Genomic DNA, 13,737 nt, shown 5'->3' on the forward strand with positions numbered 1-13,737 from the left:
TCCGCGTACCCGACAGGTCGAGGAGTTGCCATGGTTGACCCCACCATCGCCGAATCCGACGTGGCGCTCGCCCGCCGGCTCGCCGCCGACGCCGGTGAGCTGCTGCTACGGGTACGCGCCGACCACGGTCACGCCGATCCCGCCGCGTTGAAGGCCGCCGGTGACCGGGCCGCCCACGACCTCCTGCGGGCCGAGCTGGCCCGGTGCCGCCCGGCCGACGCGGTGCTCTCCGAGGAGGACGAGGGTTCCCGGCTGGTGGACACCGGCGACGGGGTGTCCCGGCGGACCGCCGGGCGGGTGTGGATCGTCGACCCGTTGGACGGCACCCGGGAGTTCTCCGAGCAGGGCCGCGCCGACTGGGCGGTGCACGTGGCGCTCTGGGCCCGCGACGCGGCGACCCCGCACGGGCTGGTCGCCGGTGCGGTCGCGCTGCCGGCGCAGGGCCGGGTGCTGACCACCGACGTCGCCGACGCGCTGCCTGCCGCGCCGCCCCCGCCCGACGGGGTGATCCGGTTGGCGGCCAGCCGCAGCCGTCCCCCCGCGTTCCTGGCCGCGCTGGCCGGGGAGGTCGGCGCGGAACTGGTGCCGATGGGTTCGGCGGGGGCGAAGATCGCGGCGGTGGTGACAGGTGACGTGGACGCCTACATCCACGCGGGCGGCCAGTACGAGTGGGACTCCGCCGCGCCGGTGGCGGTGGCCACCGCCGCCGGGTTCCACGCCTCCCGCATCGACGGTTCCGCGCTGACCTACAACGAGGCCGACCCCCGGCTGCCGGACCTGCTGGTCTGTCGCGGCGAGCTGGCCGTGCCGCTGCTCGCCGCGCTGCGGCGGCAACTGGCCGGTACGGCGGCCACCTCCGGTTCCCCCGTCCCCCACCCCGGAAAGGACCCGCGATGAGCAGCGGATCGGCTGCGTACCAGGTCTCCCAGCTCGACGAGTTGGAGGCGGAGAGCATCTTCGTGATGCGTGAGGTGGTCGCCGAGATGGAGCGGCCGGTGCTGCTCTTCTCCGGCGGCAAGGACTCGATCGTGATGTTGCGGCTGGCGCAGAAGGCGTTCGCGCCGGCCGGCATCCCGTTCCCGGTGATGCACGTGGACACCGGGCACAACTTCCCGGAGGTGCTCGACTACCGCGACCAGCGGGTGAGCGAGCTGAACCTGCACCTGATCGTGGCGAGCGTGCCGGAGGCGCTGACCCGGGGCCTGGTCCGTGAGTCGGGTGACGGGATGCGGAACCGGATCCAGACGCCTGTGTTGTTGGATGCGGTGGAGAAGCACCGGTTCGACGCGTTGTTCGGTGGGGCGCGGCGGGACGAGGAGAAGGCGCGGGCGAAGGAGCGGGTGTTCTCGTTCCGGGACGAGTTCGGGCAGTGGGATCCGAAGAACCAGCGGCCGGAGTTGTGGTCGTTGTACAACGGTCGGCATCATCCGGGTGAGTCGATCCGGGTGTTCCCGTTGTCGAACTGGACCGAGTTGGACATCTGGCACTACATCGCCCGGGAGCGGGTGCCGTTGCCGTCGATCTACTACGCGCACGACCGTGAGGTGATCGAACGCGACGGCATGCTCTACGCCGTCAACGAGTTCTTCACCCCCCGCGCGGGCGAGGAACCCTTCACCGCCCGGGTGCGGTACCGCACCGTCGGGGACGCGTCGTGCACCGCCGCCGTCCGCTCCGACGCCGACACGGTGGAGAAGGTGATCGACGAGGTCGCGTCGACCCGGATCACCGAGCGGGGTGCCACCCGGGGCGACGACCGGGTCAGCGAGGCCGCCATGGAGGACCGCAAGCGGGAGGGCTACTTCTGATGAGCACCGAGATGCTGGCACCGGCCGGTTCCCCGGCCGAGGCCCGACCGATGGACCTGTTGCGGTTCGCCACGGCGGGCAGTGTGGACGACGGCAAGTCGACCCTGATCGGTCGGTTGCTGTACGACACGAAGTCGTTGTTCACCGACCAGTTGGCCGCGGTGGAGGCGGTCAGCGCGGCCCGGGGCGACGAGTACACCAACCTGGCGTTGCTCACCGACGGCCTGCGCGCCGAACGGGAACAGGGCATCACCATCGACGTGGCGTACCGGTACTTCGCCACGCCCCGGCGCAAGTTCATCATCGCCGACACCCCCGGGCACACCCAGTACACCCGCAACATGGTCACCGGCGCGTCCACCGCCGACCTCACCCTGGTCCTGGTGGACGCCCGCAAGGGGCTGGTGGAGCAGTCGCGGCGGCACGCGTTCCTGTGCTCGCTGCTGCGGGTGCCGCACCTGGTGCTGTGCGTCAACAAGATGGACCTGGTCGACTTCTCCCAGGAGGTCTTCGAACGCATCGCCGACGAGTTCACCGCCTTCGCGGCGAAACTCGACGTGCCCGACCTCGCGGTGATCCCGGTGTCGGCGCTCCAGGGTGACAACATCGCCACCCGGTCGGAGAACATGCCCTGGTACGAGGGGCCGTCGCTGCTGCACCACCTGGAGCACGTGCACATCGCCTCGGACCGCAACCTGGTCGACGTCCGGTTCCCGGTGCAGTACGTGATCCGCCCGCAGTCGACCACGGTCACCGACTACCGGGGCTACGCCGGGCAGGTCGCCTCCGGCGTGCTCAAGCCCGGCGACGAGGTGATGGTCCTGCCGTCGGGGTTCACCAGCCGGATCGCCGCCATCGACACCGCCGACGGCCCTGTCGACGAGGCGTTCCCCCCGATGTCGGTCACCGTCCGCCTCGACGACGAGATCGACGTCTCCCGGGGCGACATGATCTGCCGGCCGAACAACATGCCCACCGTCGCCCAGGACATCGAGGCGATGGTCTGCTGGATGGACGAGACCCGCCCGCTGGAGATCGGCGGCCGGTACGTCGTCAAGCACACCACCCGTTCGGCGCGTGCCATCGTCCGCGAGCTGCACTACCGGCTCGACATCAACACCCTGCACCGGGACGAGACCAGCACCGCGCTGGCGCTCAACGAGATCGGCCGGATCAGGCTGCGCACCACCGTGCCGTTGCTGGTGGACGACTACCACCGCAACCGCACCACAGGGGGTTTCGTCATCATCGACGAGACCACCAACCGCACCGTGGGCGCGGGGATGGTCATCCAGCGGGACTGACCCCGCGCTCCGCGTCGGCCGGCCCGGCCCCCTCCCCCGCCGGGCCGGCCGAACCACGTCACCCCCGGTCGGCGCTCGGCGGGCCGAACCAGCGGGCGAGCGCGGCGGTCAACCCGTCGGCGTCCGGCCGGTCCGTCGGGGACTGCCAGGCCACATGGCAGTCCGGGCGCAGCAGCAGCGCGGTCGGCAGGTCGTCGCCGGGTGCGTCGGCCGCCGCGCCGCCCGACGTGAACCGTCCGGTGAGCACGTCGACCCGGTCCCGCCACAGCCCGGCCGCTCCGGCGTGACCGCCGGTGGGGTCGAGCAGCAGCGGGCGGGCGGTCCGGGTCAGCTCGGCCAGCCGGACCGGGCCGGTGCCGCCGTGCCACACCAGGTCGGGTGCGAAGCGTCCGACCAGCGGCCCGTCGGCGTCGCCCATCGGATAGCGGACGTCCGCCCCGGCCAGCAGGGCGGCGACGTGGGCCGCGTTCTGCGGCCGGTCGAGCAGTTCACCGAGGAGCACCCGCAGCGCGGTGACCTCGCTGCCGGGGGCGATCAGCGCCGACTGGGCCTGGGTGGACATGGTGACCCGCGCCGCAGCCGGACGGCGTTCCGCCTCGTAGGAGTCCAGCAGCCCGCCCGGGGCCCGGCCGCGCACCTGGGCGGCCAGCTTCCAGCCCAGGTTCACCGCGTCCTGCAGGCCGAGGTTGAGCCCCGGCCCGCCGATCGCCGAGTGGACGTGGGCGGCGTCGCCGAGCAGCAGCACCCGCCCGGCGCGGTACCGCTCGGCGAGCCGGGTGTTGCCGCCCACCAGGCGGCGCAGCAGGTGCGGACCGGGGCCGGCCGGCGGACCGATCGGCACGTCGGCCCCGAGCACCCGGGCGACGCTGGCGCGCAGCTCGGCGAGGGTCAGTGGCCCGTCGAACCGTGTCGACCCGGGCCACTCGATCGTGCTGAGGGTGACCGGACGCCCGGCGAAGGGGGCCCACACGATCAGCCCGTGCGGGGTGCGGGTGTGCCGGAACGGCGCGACGGTGCCGTATCCGGGGACGACGAGGTCGCCGGTCGCCGCGTCGACCAGCTCCGGGGGCAGGCTGACCTGGGCGGTACGGGAGACGGTGCGGTCGGTGGACACGCCGGGGAAGCCGATCCCGGCCAGCCGGCGTACGACGCTGTGCCCGCCGTCCGCGCCGACCAGGTAGCGGCAGCCCACGGTGGTGCCGTCGGCGAAGGCGACCCGCACGTCGTCCGCGCCCGGGGTCAGGCCGGTCACCTCGTGTCCCCGTCGGACCTGCACACCCAGTTCGGCGACCCGCTCGGCGAGCACCCGTTCCAGGTGCCTCTGCGGGGCCTGGAGCAGGTACAGCGGGTTGTCCGGCACCGCCCGCAGGTCCAGCGGCAGCGCCCCGAAGACGAACCCGGGCGACGGCTGCGGCGGCCCCGGGTCGTCGACGAGGCGGTGGTGCAGGCCGCGCCGGTCGAGCAGCCGGACCACCTGACCGACCAGCCCGTTGGCGCGCTGCTCGGTGGTGGGGGCGGACAGCCGTTCGCAGACGACGGGCCGGACGCCGGCCAGGGCCAGTTCGGCGGCGAGCAGGAGACCATTGGGGCCGGCGCCGACGATGAGGACGTCGATCATCGCGGGTTCCTTTCGAGGGCATGGCGGACCGCCGCCGGGGCGCGGCGGAGCACGGGCAGGACCGGGCACCCCGACGGGGTGCGGGTGGGCGCGGTGGATCGGGCTTGCACGGTTCGGCGGGAACGGTCGGCGCGGCGCGGTGGGACCGGGCGGCGGTCGGGTCAGCGGGGCGTGGGGGGCGGCAGGCCGGCGGCGAGCCGGGTCAGCGCGTCGGGGAGCAGGTATTGCATCGCCACGGGCGGATCGGCGCGCAGGTAGTGCCGGATCGCGGCGTTCACGGCGGCGTTCACGCTGGCCGCCACGAGATGCGGATAGAGGTCGCGGTCGGGGTCGGTGCCGGTGCGTTCGGCGACGGCCGCGGCCAGGTCGGCCTCGGCGATCGCGCCCGCGCGCAGCATCTCCGCCTGCAACGCCGGCTCGGCCAGCATCACCGCGAGCCCCTCGACCCATTCGGCGTGGGCGCCCGGCGGCGACCGGGTGACCTCCGGGCCGGGGGCGAACCGGGTCAGCGTCGCCGCGATCAGCGCCGTCCACAGGGGTTCGTCGGCCGGCCGTCGGCGCAGCGCCTCGGCGACCTGCCGGCTGCGGTCGAGGTGCCGGAAGGCGATCGCCTCGGCCTTGCTGGAGAAGTAGTTGTTGAACGTACGCGGGGACACCCCCACGGCCTGGGCGATGTCCTCCACCAGGACGTTGTCGAAGCCCTTGGCGACGGTCAGCCGGATGGCCGCCCAGCTCAGCGCCGCCCGCGTCTCCGCCTTCTTGCGCTCCCGTAGCCCGCTCACCCACCCAGCATAGCGGAAAGTGCGTGGCACGCAATATTGCGTGCCACGCACTTTCCTGCTGTTCGCAGCGTCCGGTCAGGCGGGCAGCGCATGCCGGGCACGACCCCGACGACGGAAGGCGAACCCGGTGAACAGGAGCAGGACCACCGCCGACGCGACGAGCCCGCCGGTGAGCACCAGCCCGGAACGGTCCCTGCTGGTCGCGGCGGCGGCCGTCGATCCACCGAAGGAGACGGTTCCGGTCGCGGTGCGCTTGGTCCAGCCGCTGGCGAGGTCGAGCCGGGCGCTCCACGGCCCGTCGGGCAGCCTCGGGTCCAGCAGCACCCGCACGGTGGTGGTGCCGCCGAGAGCGAGCGTGTCGGCCTCGGCGCGGACCGGCCCGACCGACAGCCCGCCCGGGCCGTCGGTGAGGCGGAGCTGGCCGGCGAGGTCCAGCGCCCGCTGCCCGGTGTTGCGCACCTCGGCGGTGACCACCGGCGCGCCGTCGCCGTCCCGGTGACCGGTGAGCCCCGACACCTCGAAGCCCGACGGGGGTTCGCCGCCCGGCCCGACCGACAGGTACACCCGGATGCCGGCCCGGCCGATGTTGCGGACGTTCGCGCCGTCGGTGGTGGACACCTCGGCCCAGATGACCGCGTACCGCTCCCCGGCGGAGGCCTTCTCCGGCACCACGATGGTCACCGTGAGCACCGCCTCGTCGTCGGGCTCCAGTTCCACCTCGCCCTGGTCGACGGTGATCCAACTGCTCAGCTCGTTGGGCGTCCGGTCGGGCGCGAAGACGAAGCCGGTGCGGTCGATCTCGGCGGCGGCCGCGTAGACGGCGATCTTCCGCTCGATCTCCGAGACGTTCTGCACCACGATCCGCCGCTTGATGGTCGTCCCGGGATGGACGTGGTCGACGACGTACTTGTGCGCGCGGCTGTCGTCGCGCCGGGTCACCGGGGCGTCGAGCAGCCGGATGCCGACCGCCGCGGCGGGGCCGCTGAAACTCGGGCTCGGCGGGGGCGACGGCGACGCGGCAGACGCCGGTGTCCCGGCGGTCACCAGGACGGTGACGGCCAGGACAACGGCACGGAGTCGGTCAGGCCACCGAATGGGTCACCGTCCCCGTGTAGAGGCCGCCGACGGCCGCCGGCGGCAGGGTGATCCGGAGGCTGGGGTTCCAGGTGGCGGAGTTGTTGCCACTGCCGGAGGTCTTGGAGAAGGCCGTCCGGGGCAGGTTCAGTGTCACCGCGTCGGCCGAGGTGGGCTGGCCGGGCACGAAGGTGCCGGTGCCGGTGGTGGAGATCGCCGGCCCGGACCAGTACTCCACCAGGTTGGGCAGGATGGTCTCCTCACCCGAGCCGCCGCCGGTGGTGAACGCGGTGCTGGTGACCGACGCGGTCCAGGTCGCCGAGAGCGCCGCCCGGCTGTCGGTGACCGTGACGTTGCCGAGTGAGCCGCCGAGGGTGGAGCCGGCGAAGGCCGCGCCCAGGTTGACCGAGGCCGGCACGGTGATGTCCAGGTTGGCGGTCGACACGGTGAAGGTGACGATGGTGTCGCCCGACGGGGCGGCGGCGGCGGGCGATGCTACGGCGAGCACCGCTGCCCCGGCGGCCAGGGCGAGCAATGGCTTCTTCATGCCCACCACGCTAATTATCGAACGCGCACATAGGGAGCATTCAGCGCGAATCACTCATTAGGCGACAGAGTGCGTGATGGTGCCGGTATAGACGCCTGTCACCGCCGCAGCGGGGATCGCCACCCGGAGGGTGGGCGCCCAGCTCACGCTGTTGCGCTGGTTGCCCGAGGTCTTGCTGAACGCGACCCGCGGCACGGTCAATGTCACCGCCTGCGCGGCGGTGGCCTGACCCGGCACCTTGGTGCCACCGCCGTTCTGCTTGGTCACCGGTCCCGACCAGTAGGAGACCTGGGTGGTGGCGATGGTCTTGCCCGCGCCACCCCCGGCGGTGATGAACGCCGTGGCGGACACGGTGGCCGTCCAGGTGTTCGGGTTGGTCGTCCGGGTGTCGTTCACGGTGACGGTGCCCAGCGAGCGGCTGAGGGTGGCCCCGGGCCCGCCCGCGCCGAGGCTGGCCGTGGGGGGGACGGTGATGTCCAGCCCGACCACCAGCGCCATCGCCCGCACGCGGGGGACGGGTGCCGCGCCGGGCGGTGCCACACCGCCCACGAGCAACAGCGGGCTGACCAGGGCTGCCAGGAAATGCACGAACGACACTATAGGACGCTTATGGGCGTTTTGTCCAATATGAAGTGGGGTTCACCCCTCCCCCGAACCAGTGCGGGCCCCGGCCGTCGGCCGGGGCCCGCGCAGCGGGGTCGGATCAGGAGAGGTCGAACCGGTCCAGCTCCATGACCTTCGTCCAGGCCGCCACGAAGTCGGTCACGAACTTGGCGCCCGCGTCCTGGCTGGCGTAGACCTCGGCGAGGGCGCGCAGCTGGGAGTTGGACCCGAAGATGAGGTCGACCGCGGTGGCGGTCCACTTCACCTCGTCGGTGGCCAGGTCCCGGATCTCGTAGACGTGCTCCTCGGACTCCGACGCCTTCCACCGGGTGCCCGGGGAGAGCAGGTTGGCGAAGAAGTCGTTGCTGAGCACACCCGGCCGGTCGGTGAGCACGCCGTGCGTCGTGCCGCCCACGTTGTTGCCGAGGGCCCGCAGGCCGCCGACGAGGACGGTCATCTCCGGCGCGGTCAGGTTGAGCATGTACGCCCGGTCGACGAGCAGCACCTCCGGCTGGGTCTTCTCACCCGGACGCAGGTAGTTGCGGAACCCGTCGGCGCGCGGCTCCAGCACGGCGAACGACTCGACGTCGGTCTGCTCCTGGCTGGCGTCGGTGCGGCCCGGCCGGAACGGCACGGTCACCTCGACACCCGCGGCCCGGGCGGCCTGCTCGACGGCGGCCGAGCCGGCCAGCACGATCAGGTCGGCCAGCGAGATCTTCGCGCCACCGGCGTCGTTGAACTCGCGCTGGATCCCCTCCAGGGTCGCCAGCACCGTCGCGAGCTGCTCGGGCTGGTTGACCTCCCAGTTGCGCTGCGGTTCGAGGCGGATCCGCGCGCCGTTGGCGCCACCGCGCTTGTCGGTGTGCCGGAAGCTCGCGGCGGAGGCCCAGGCGGTGCTGACCAGCTGTGCGGTGCTCAGGCCGGAGTCGAGCACCTTCGCCTTGAGCGCGGCGACGTCGGCGTCGGAGACCAGCTCGTGGTCGACGGCCGGGACCGGGTCCTGCCAGAGCTGCGGCTCGGCGACCCAGGGGCCGAGGAAGCGGCTGACCGGGCCCATGTCGCGGTGCAGCAGCTTGTACCAGGCCTTGGCGAACGCCAGCGCGAACTCGTCGGGGTGCTCCAGGAAGCGCCGCGAGATCTTCTCGTACGCCGGGTCGACGCGCAGCGACAGGTCGGTGGTGAGCATCGTCGGCTTGTGCTTCTTGGCCGGGTCGTGCGCGTCCGGGATGATCGCCTCGGCGTCCTTGGCGACCCACTGCTTGGCCCCACCGGGGCTGGTGGTCAGCTCCCACTCGTAGCCGAAGAGGATCTCGAAGAAGCGGTTGCTCCACTGCGTCGGCCGGTCGGTCCAGGTGACCTCCAGACCGCTGGTGATGGTGTCGCCGCCCTTGCCGCTGCCGTGGGTGCTCAGCCAGCCCAGGCCCTGCGCCTCCAGCGGGGCACCCTCGGGCTCGGGGCCGACGTGGTCGTCGGCGACGCCCGCGCCGTGGGTCTTGCCGAAGGTGTGCCCGCCGGCGATCAGCGCGACGGTCTCCTCGTCGTTCATCGCCATCCGGCGGAAGGTCTCCCGGATGAAGTGCGCCGCCGCGAGCGGGTCGGCGTTGCCACGCGGACCCTCCGGGTTGACGTAGATGAGGCCCATCTCGGTCGCCCCGACGCCGGCCGACATCTCGGTCTCGGAGGCGTAGCGCTCGTCGCCGAGCCAGGTGTCCTCCGGACCCCAGAAGATCTCCTCGGGCTCCCACACGTCCGGCCGGCCGAAGCCGAAGCCGAAGGTCTTGAAGCCCATCGACTCCAGGGCCACGTTGCCGGCGAGCACGAGCAGGTCGGCCCAGGAGATCTGCTGGCCGTACTTCTGCTTGACCGGCCAGAGCAGCCGGCGGGCCTTGTCCAGGTTGGCGTTGTCCGGCCAGCTGTTCAGCGGCGCGAACCGCTGCCCGCCGTCACCGGCGCCACCGCGGCCGTCCTCGATCCGGTACGTGCCGGCGGCGTGCCAGCTCATCCGGATCATCAGGCCGCCGTAGTGGCCGAAGTCGGCCGGCCACCAGTCCTGCGAGGTGGTGAGCACCTCGGTGATGTCCCGCTTGAGGGCCTCGACGTCGAGCTTGGCGAACTCGCGGGCGTAGCTGAAGTCCTCCCCCAGCGGGTTGCCCTTGGCCGAGTGGGCGTGCAGGACCGAGAGGTCGAGCTGGTTGGGCCACCAGTCCCGGTTGGTACGCGGACGCCCTCCGGTCTTCGGCTTCGGGGAGTCGATCGCCGGGTTCTCGCTCTCGCTACCCTGCGCGGTCACCGAGTCGTGCGCGACCGGACAGCCGGCCGCCGCCTTCTGGTCCACGCCCTGCGCACTGACGGGGGCGTTGTCCTGGGTGTCGCTCATGTACTTCCTTCCGAACTGGTGGATCACTGGGAGGTGCGGTCGGCCGCGCAGTCGGGGCAGGTGCCCCAGTAGACGACCTCCGCCTCGTCGACCACGAACCCGTGGTCGTCGGAGGCGGTGAGACACGGCACGTGACCGACGGCGCAGTCGACGTCGGCGATCACGCCGCAGGAGCGGCAGACGACATGGTGGTGGTTGTCCCCCACCCGTGCCTCGTAGCGCGCGGTGGACCGGCCCGGCTGGATGCGGCGCACCAGGCCGGCCTCGGTGAGCGCCCGCAGCACGTCGTAGACCGCCTGGTGGGAGACCGTTGGCAGGTCGGACCGGACCAGCGCGATCACCGTGTCGGTGTCGACGTGCGGATGGTCCCGCAGCGCGGCGAGCACGGCCAGTCGGGGCCGGGTCACGCGCAGCGAGGCCGCCCGTAACTGTGCCTCGAGGTCGGCCGTCATGGGTCGACCATAGTCCGCTGTTCTGGAGCAAATCAAGTTTACGGCCGGCGTGGCGGCACACGTCCCTCCCCTGGGTGACGCATGACTCACGCAGTGCGACCGGTGCGGTGGTGGAAGCGGACGGGTGGGCTCAGCGGCGACGGGGTGGCGCGGTGCTGCCCCGCACCACCAGCGACGTGCCGAGCTCGTACCGGTCCTGGACGAGTGGCTGGCCGTCGGCCAGGGCCAGCGCCAGACGGGCGGCGGTGGCCCCGATCTCCCCGAACGGCTGCCGCACCGTGGTCAGCGGCGGTGCCAGCCAGGCCGCCTCGTCGACGTCGTCGAAGCCGACGACGCTGAGGTCGTCGGGGATCCGCAGGCCGGCCTCCCGGGCCGCCGCGTAGACGCCCAGCGCCTGCAGGTCGTTGCCGCAGACCACGGCGGTGGGCGGCGTGGCCCCGGCGAGCAGCTCGACGCCGAGCCGCAGGCCGTCCTCGAAGGTGAACACGCCGCTGCGTTCGAGCCGCTCGTCGAACGGCACGCCCGCGTAGTCCAGCGCGGCCCGGAAGCCGTCGCGGCGGGCCCGCGCCGACAGGTCCCGGACCGGGCCGGTGAGCACCCCGATCCGCCGGTGGCCGAGGTCGACGAGATGGCGGGTGGCCGACAGCGCCCCGCTCCAGTTGCCCGACCCGACGGCGGGGACGGGGAACAGGTTGCCCACCGGGTCGACGGCCACCAGCGGTATGCCGGCGGCGGCGAAGCTCGCCCCGTCCTCGGCCGTCACCAGGGAGAAGACCGTGATCACGGCGGCCGGTTGGCGCAGCAGCAGCGCCTGCGCCCAGGGTTGCCCGGCCCGCAGGCGGTGCTGCACGTCGGTGAAGCCGACCGTGTGGTCCCGGGGGCCGGCTACCTCCTGCACCCCGCGCAGGATCGGCATGGCGATCGAGGAGAGCATCTGGTGGAAGACCACCTCGATGCAGGGCGTCACGCTCCCGGGCGGTCGACGGCGGTAGCCGTGGTCGCGCAGCAGCGCCTCCACCCGCTGCCGGGTCTGCTCACCCACCCCCCGGCGGCCGTTGAGCACCTTGGAGACCGTCGGCGGGGACACCCCGGCGAGTTCGGCGATCGTGGCGAGGGGCAGGTCGCCGCGTCGGGGCTTGCGGGAGCGGCGACGTCGACCTTCCTCGATCACACAGGGAAGTCTACGTGCGCCGGCGTGACCGCCCCGGGCACCGGCGAGGGTCCCCGACCGCGCCGGCTGCCGCTCAGTGCGGTGCCGCCACCGGCCGGTGGGTGAACCAGTCGAACGCCGCGCTGCCCCCGGTGACGTACATGCCGACGACCCGGCCGGTGAACCCGGCGGCGACCTCGGTGGACAGGTAGCGTCCGTCGAGTTCGGCCAGTACGACGGCACCGGCCGGGCCCGCCACCTCGAAGGTGACCATGTCGCAGCCGGCCGCCCGCACCCCCCGGGGCGCGGTCCGGGCCACCAGGTCGGCGGCGGAGGTCACGGTCGGTGGGTAGAGGTCGTGGGTTCGGGTGGCGATCGTCAGCACCACCGGGCCGTCCGGCACGGCGTGGGTGGCGAAGACCTGTCGGAACGGCCCGGCCCGGCCGATCACCCGGACGGTGCCGGCCCGGACCTCCAGGTCGTAGTGGTGCGCCTCGTCGATGCGGATGGTGAGCCCGGCGGTGCCGGTGCCCGGGTCCACCCGGACGCTGGTCCGGCTGTCGTGGTACCGCTGCCGCAGCGCCACGATCGTCGCACCGGCGAGGTCGAGGGTCGCGCCCACGGCGTGCAGGGTGAGCCAGCCCGGCCTGGCGGTCAGCGACCAGCAGTCGTCCGGCCGGCTACGGGGCGAGATCCACTCGGGCGCGAGGACTGTCGCGTCGAAGTCGTCGCGGAAGGCGTCCGGGCCGGCCGGGGCGGCACCGGCCGGGGCGCTGCCGGGGGGCGCGGCGGTGATCTCCCGGACCGGGTCGACGACCGGCCAGCCGTCGACCCAGCGCACCGGGGCGAGGAAGGTCTCCCGGCCGAGGACGTGGTAGGGCGGCCACTGGCCCCGGGCCCGGATGCCGAGCAGGACCAGCCACCAGCTGCCGTCGAGCGCCTGGACCAGGTCGCCGTGCCCGGTGGCCTGCACCGGAAGGTCGGTGCCCCGGTGGGTGAGGATCGGGTTGGCCGGCGCGGGGGTGAACGGGCCACGCGGGCTGCGGGAGCGGGCGACCGACACCGCGTGGCCGGTGTGCGTGCCGCCCTCGGAGAGCAGCAGGTACCACCAGCCGTCGATCCGGTAGAGGTGCGGGGCCTCCGGGTACTGGCCGCCGGTGCCCGACCACAGGGGCAGCGGCCCCTCCAGCACCCGGCCGCCCTCCGGGTCGATCCGGTAGGCATCCACGCCGGAGGTGGTCAGCCAGCAGGTGCCGTCGTCGTCCCAGGCCAGCGAGGGGTCGACGTGCGGCAGGTCGAAGTAGACCGGATCGGACCAGGGGCCGGTGGGTTCCGGCGCGGTGACGATGAGGTGCCGACCCAGGCTGACGTTGGTGGTGACCAGCCAGAACCGGCCGTCGTGGTGGCGCAGGGTGGGGGCGAAGATGCCCCGGGACGCCTCGGTGTCGGCGGGCAACGCCAGCTGGCCGGGCCGGTCCAGGATGTTGCCGATCTGCCGCCAGGTGACCAGGTCACGACTGTGCAGCAGGGGCACGCCCGGGAAGTACTCGAAGCTGGAGCAGACCAGATAGTAGTCCGCGCCGACCCGGCAGACGCTCGGGTCGGGGTGGAATCCGGGGACGACCGGATTGCGGTAGGACGCTCCGCTGGACACCACGCGCACCTCCTCGACGGCACAGGCACAGTGGACGGTGCCGGCACGGGCTATCCGGGTTCAGAAATGTTTGCGATAACATTTCGCAATCCCGGATGCTACGGAAGGTCACCTTCCGGTTCAAGGCCGGCACTGCCGCCCCATGCCGTGCGGGCGGCGGACCGTCCCCGACATGTCCCGCCGGAACCGGCCCTGAGCTGGCATCCCACCTCGGCGCGCCACCCGTCCGGGCACCCCGCTGCGCCGAGCGGTCACTGCTCGGCGCGGCGGACGGACGGTGCCCCGGACCCACCGACCGGGTCAGGAACATTCGCGCAACATGGCCGTCATATCTTGACGGAGCCCAAGGAATCCACGAGAGTCCATAT

12 protein-coding genes are annotated in these 13,737 nt (G+C 72.8%); 3 read left to right on the forward strand and 9 right to left on the reverse strand.

Features of this window, described 5'->3' with window-relative positions:
• Window positions 1-30 precede the first annotated feature (30 nt).
• From ACN261_RS27880 to ACN261_RS27890, 3 genes are read left to right on the forward strand one after another with little or no spacing between them, the layout of a single operon-like run.
• On the forward strand, window positions 31-897 hold the full coding sequence (locus tag ACN261_RS27880; protein WP_421482623.1) for a 3'(2'),5'-bisphosphate nucleotidase CysQ: 867 nt from the start codon (window positions 31-33) through the stop codon (window positions 895-897).
• Window positions 894-1,808, forward strand: coding sequence for a sulfate adenylyltransferase subunit CysD (cysD, locus tag ACN261_RS27885; RefSeq protein ID WP_421482624.1), 915 nt, complete (start codon window positions 894-896; stop codon window positions 1,806-1,808). Before ACN261_RS27880 ends, cysD begins: the two co-directional genes overlap by 4 nt.
• Window positions 1,808-3,112, forward strand: coding sequence for a sulfate adenylyltransferase subunit 1 (locus ACN261_RS27890; RefSeq protein WP_425852982.1), 1,305 nt, complete (start codon window positions 1,808-1,810; stop codon window positions 3,110-3,112). Before cysD ends, ACN261_RS27890 begins: the two co-directional genes overlap by 1 nt.
• A gap of 58 nt (window positions 3,113-3,170) precedes the next feature.
• Here ACN261_RS27890 and ACN261_RS27895 read toward each other — a convergent pair whose 3' ends face one another.
• The 9 genes from ACN261_RS27895 to ACN261_RS27935 all read right to left on the reverse strand — a co-directional run bounded on the left by ACN261_RS27895 (window position 3,171) and on the right by ACN261_RS27935 (window position 13,369).
• Window positions 3,171-4,730, reverse strand: a complete 1,560-nt coding sequence (locus ACN261_RS27895) for an FAD-dependent monooxygenase (RefSeq protein ID WP_425852984.1) — start codon at window positions 4,728-4,730, stop codon at window positions 3,171-3,173.
• A gap of 161 nt (window positions 4,731-4,891) precedes the next feature.
• On the reverse strand, window positions 4,892-5,512 hold the full coding sequence (locus ACN261_RS27900; RefSeq protein WP_425852986.1) for a TetR family transcriptional regulator: 621 nt from the start codon (window positions 5,510-5,512) through the stop codon (window positions 4,892-4,894).
• A 75-nt stretch (window positions 5,513-5,587) separates the two neighbouring features.
• A complete protein-coding gene (locus tag ACN261_RS27905; protein ID WP_425852989.1) occupies window positions 5,588-6,556 on the reverse strand; it encodes a hypothetical protein in 969 nt (322 codons plus the stop codon).
• Window positions 6,557-6,593: 37 nt separating this feature from the next.
• The gene (locus ACN261_RS27910; RefSeq protein ID WP_425852991.1) at window positions 6,594-7,133 is read right to left on the reverse strand and encodes a hypothetical protein; all 540 of its coding nucleotides are present in this window, start codon (window positions 7,131-7,133) and stop codon (window positions 6,594-6,596) included.
• Between the two features lie 57 nt (window positions 7,134-7,190).
• Window positions 7,191-7,721 carry a hypothetical protein gene (locus ACN261_RS27915; RefSeq protein ID WP_425852993.1) on the reverse strand — a complete coding sequence of 177 codons (531 nt, stop codon included), beginning with the start codon at window positions 7,719-7,721 and terminating at the stop codon, window positions 7,191-7,193.
• A 115-nt stretch (window positions 7,722-7,836) separates the two neighbouring features.
• The gene (gene katG, locus ACN261_RS27920) at window positions 7,837-10,113 is read right to left on the reverse strand and encodes a catalase/peroxidase HPI (RefSeq protein ID WP_421482632.1); all 2,277 of its coding nucleotides are present in this window, start codon (window positions 10,111-10,113) and stop codon (window positions 7,837-7,839) included.
• 23 nt (window positions 10,114-10,136) lie between these two features.
• Entirely contained in the window at window positions 10,137-10,565 is a 429-nt protein-coding gene (locus ACN261_RS27925; RefSeq protein WP_421482633.1) for a Fur family transcriptional regulator, read from the reverse strand.
• A 130-nt stretch (window positions 10,566-10,695) separates the two neighbouring features.
• Window positions 10,696-11,736: a LacI family DNA-binding transcriptional regulator gene (locus ACN261_RS27930; protein ID WP_421482634.1), complete on the reverse strand. Its 1,041-nt coding sequence runs from the start codon at window positions 11,734-11,736 to the stop codon at window positions 10,696-10,698.
• Between the two features lie 73 nt (window positions 11,737-11,809).
• On the reverse strand, window positions 11,810-13,369 hold the full coding sequence (locus ACN261_RS27935) for a glycoside hydrolase family 43 protein (RefSeq protein WP_425852996.1): 1,560 nt from the start codon (window positions 13,367-13,369) through the stop codon (window positions 11,810-11,812).
• Between the last annotated feature and the right edge of the window lie 368 nt (window positions 13,370-13,737).

Source organism: Micromonospora sp. WMMD723 (assembly GCF_049863385.1).
GTDB lineage: Bacteria > Actinomycetota > Actinomycetes > Mycobacteriales > Micromonosporaceae > Micromonospora > Micromonospora wenchangensis.

Coding starts and splice junctions, on each gene's coding strand:
- ACN261_RS27880 (WP_421482623.1), top strand. CDS start 31: ATGGTTGACCCCACCATCGCCGAATCCGACGTGGCGCTCGCCCGCCGG.
- cysD (WP_421482624.1), top strand. CDS start 894: ATGAGCAGCGGATCGGCTGCGTACCAGGTCTCCCAGCTCGACGAGTTG.
- ACN261_RS27890 (WP_425852982.1), top strand. CDS start 1,808: ATGAGCACCGAGATGCTGGCACCGGCCGGTTCCCCGGCCGAGGCCCGA.
- ACN261_RS27895 (WP_425852984.1), bottom strand. CDS start 4,730: ATGATCGACGTCCTCATCGTCGGCGCCGGCCCCAATGGTCTCCTGCTC.
- ACN261_RS27910 (WP_425852991.1), bottom strand. CDS start 7,133: ATGAAGAAGCCATTGCTCGCCCTGGCCGCCGGGGCAGCGGTGCTCGCC.
- katG (WP_421482632.1), bottom strand. CDS start 10,113: ATGAGCGACACCCAGGACAACGCCCCCGTCAGTGCGCAGGGCGTGGAC.
- ACN261_RS27925 (WP_421482633.1), bottom strand. CDS start 10,565: ATGACGGCCGACCTCGAGGCACAGTTACGGGCGGCCTCGCTGCGCGTG.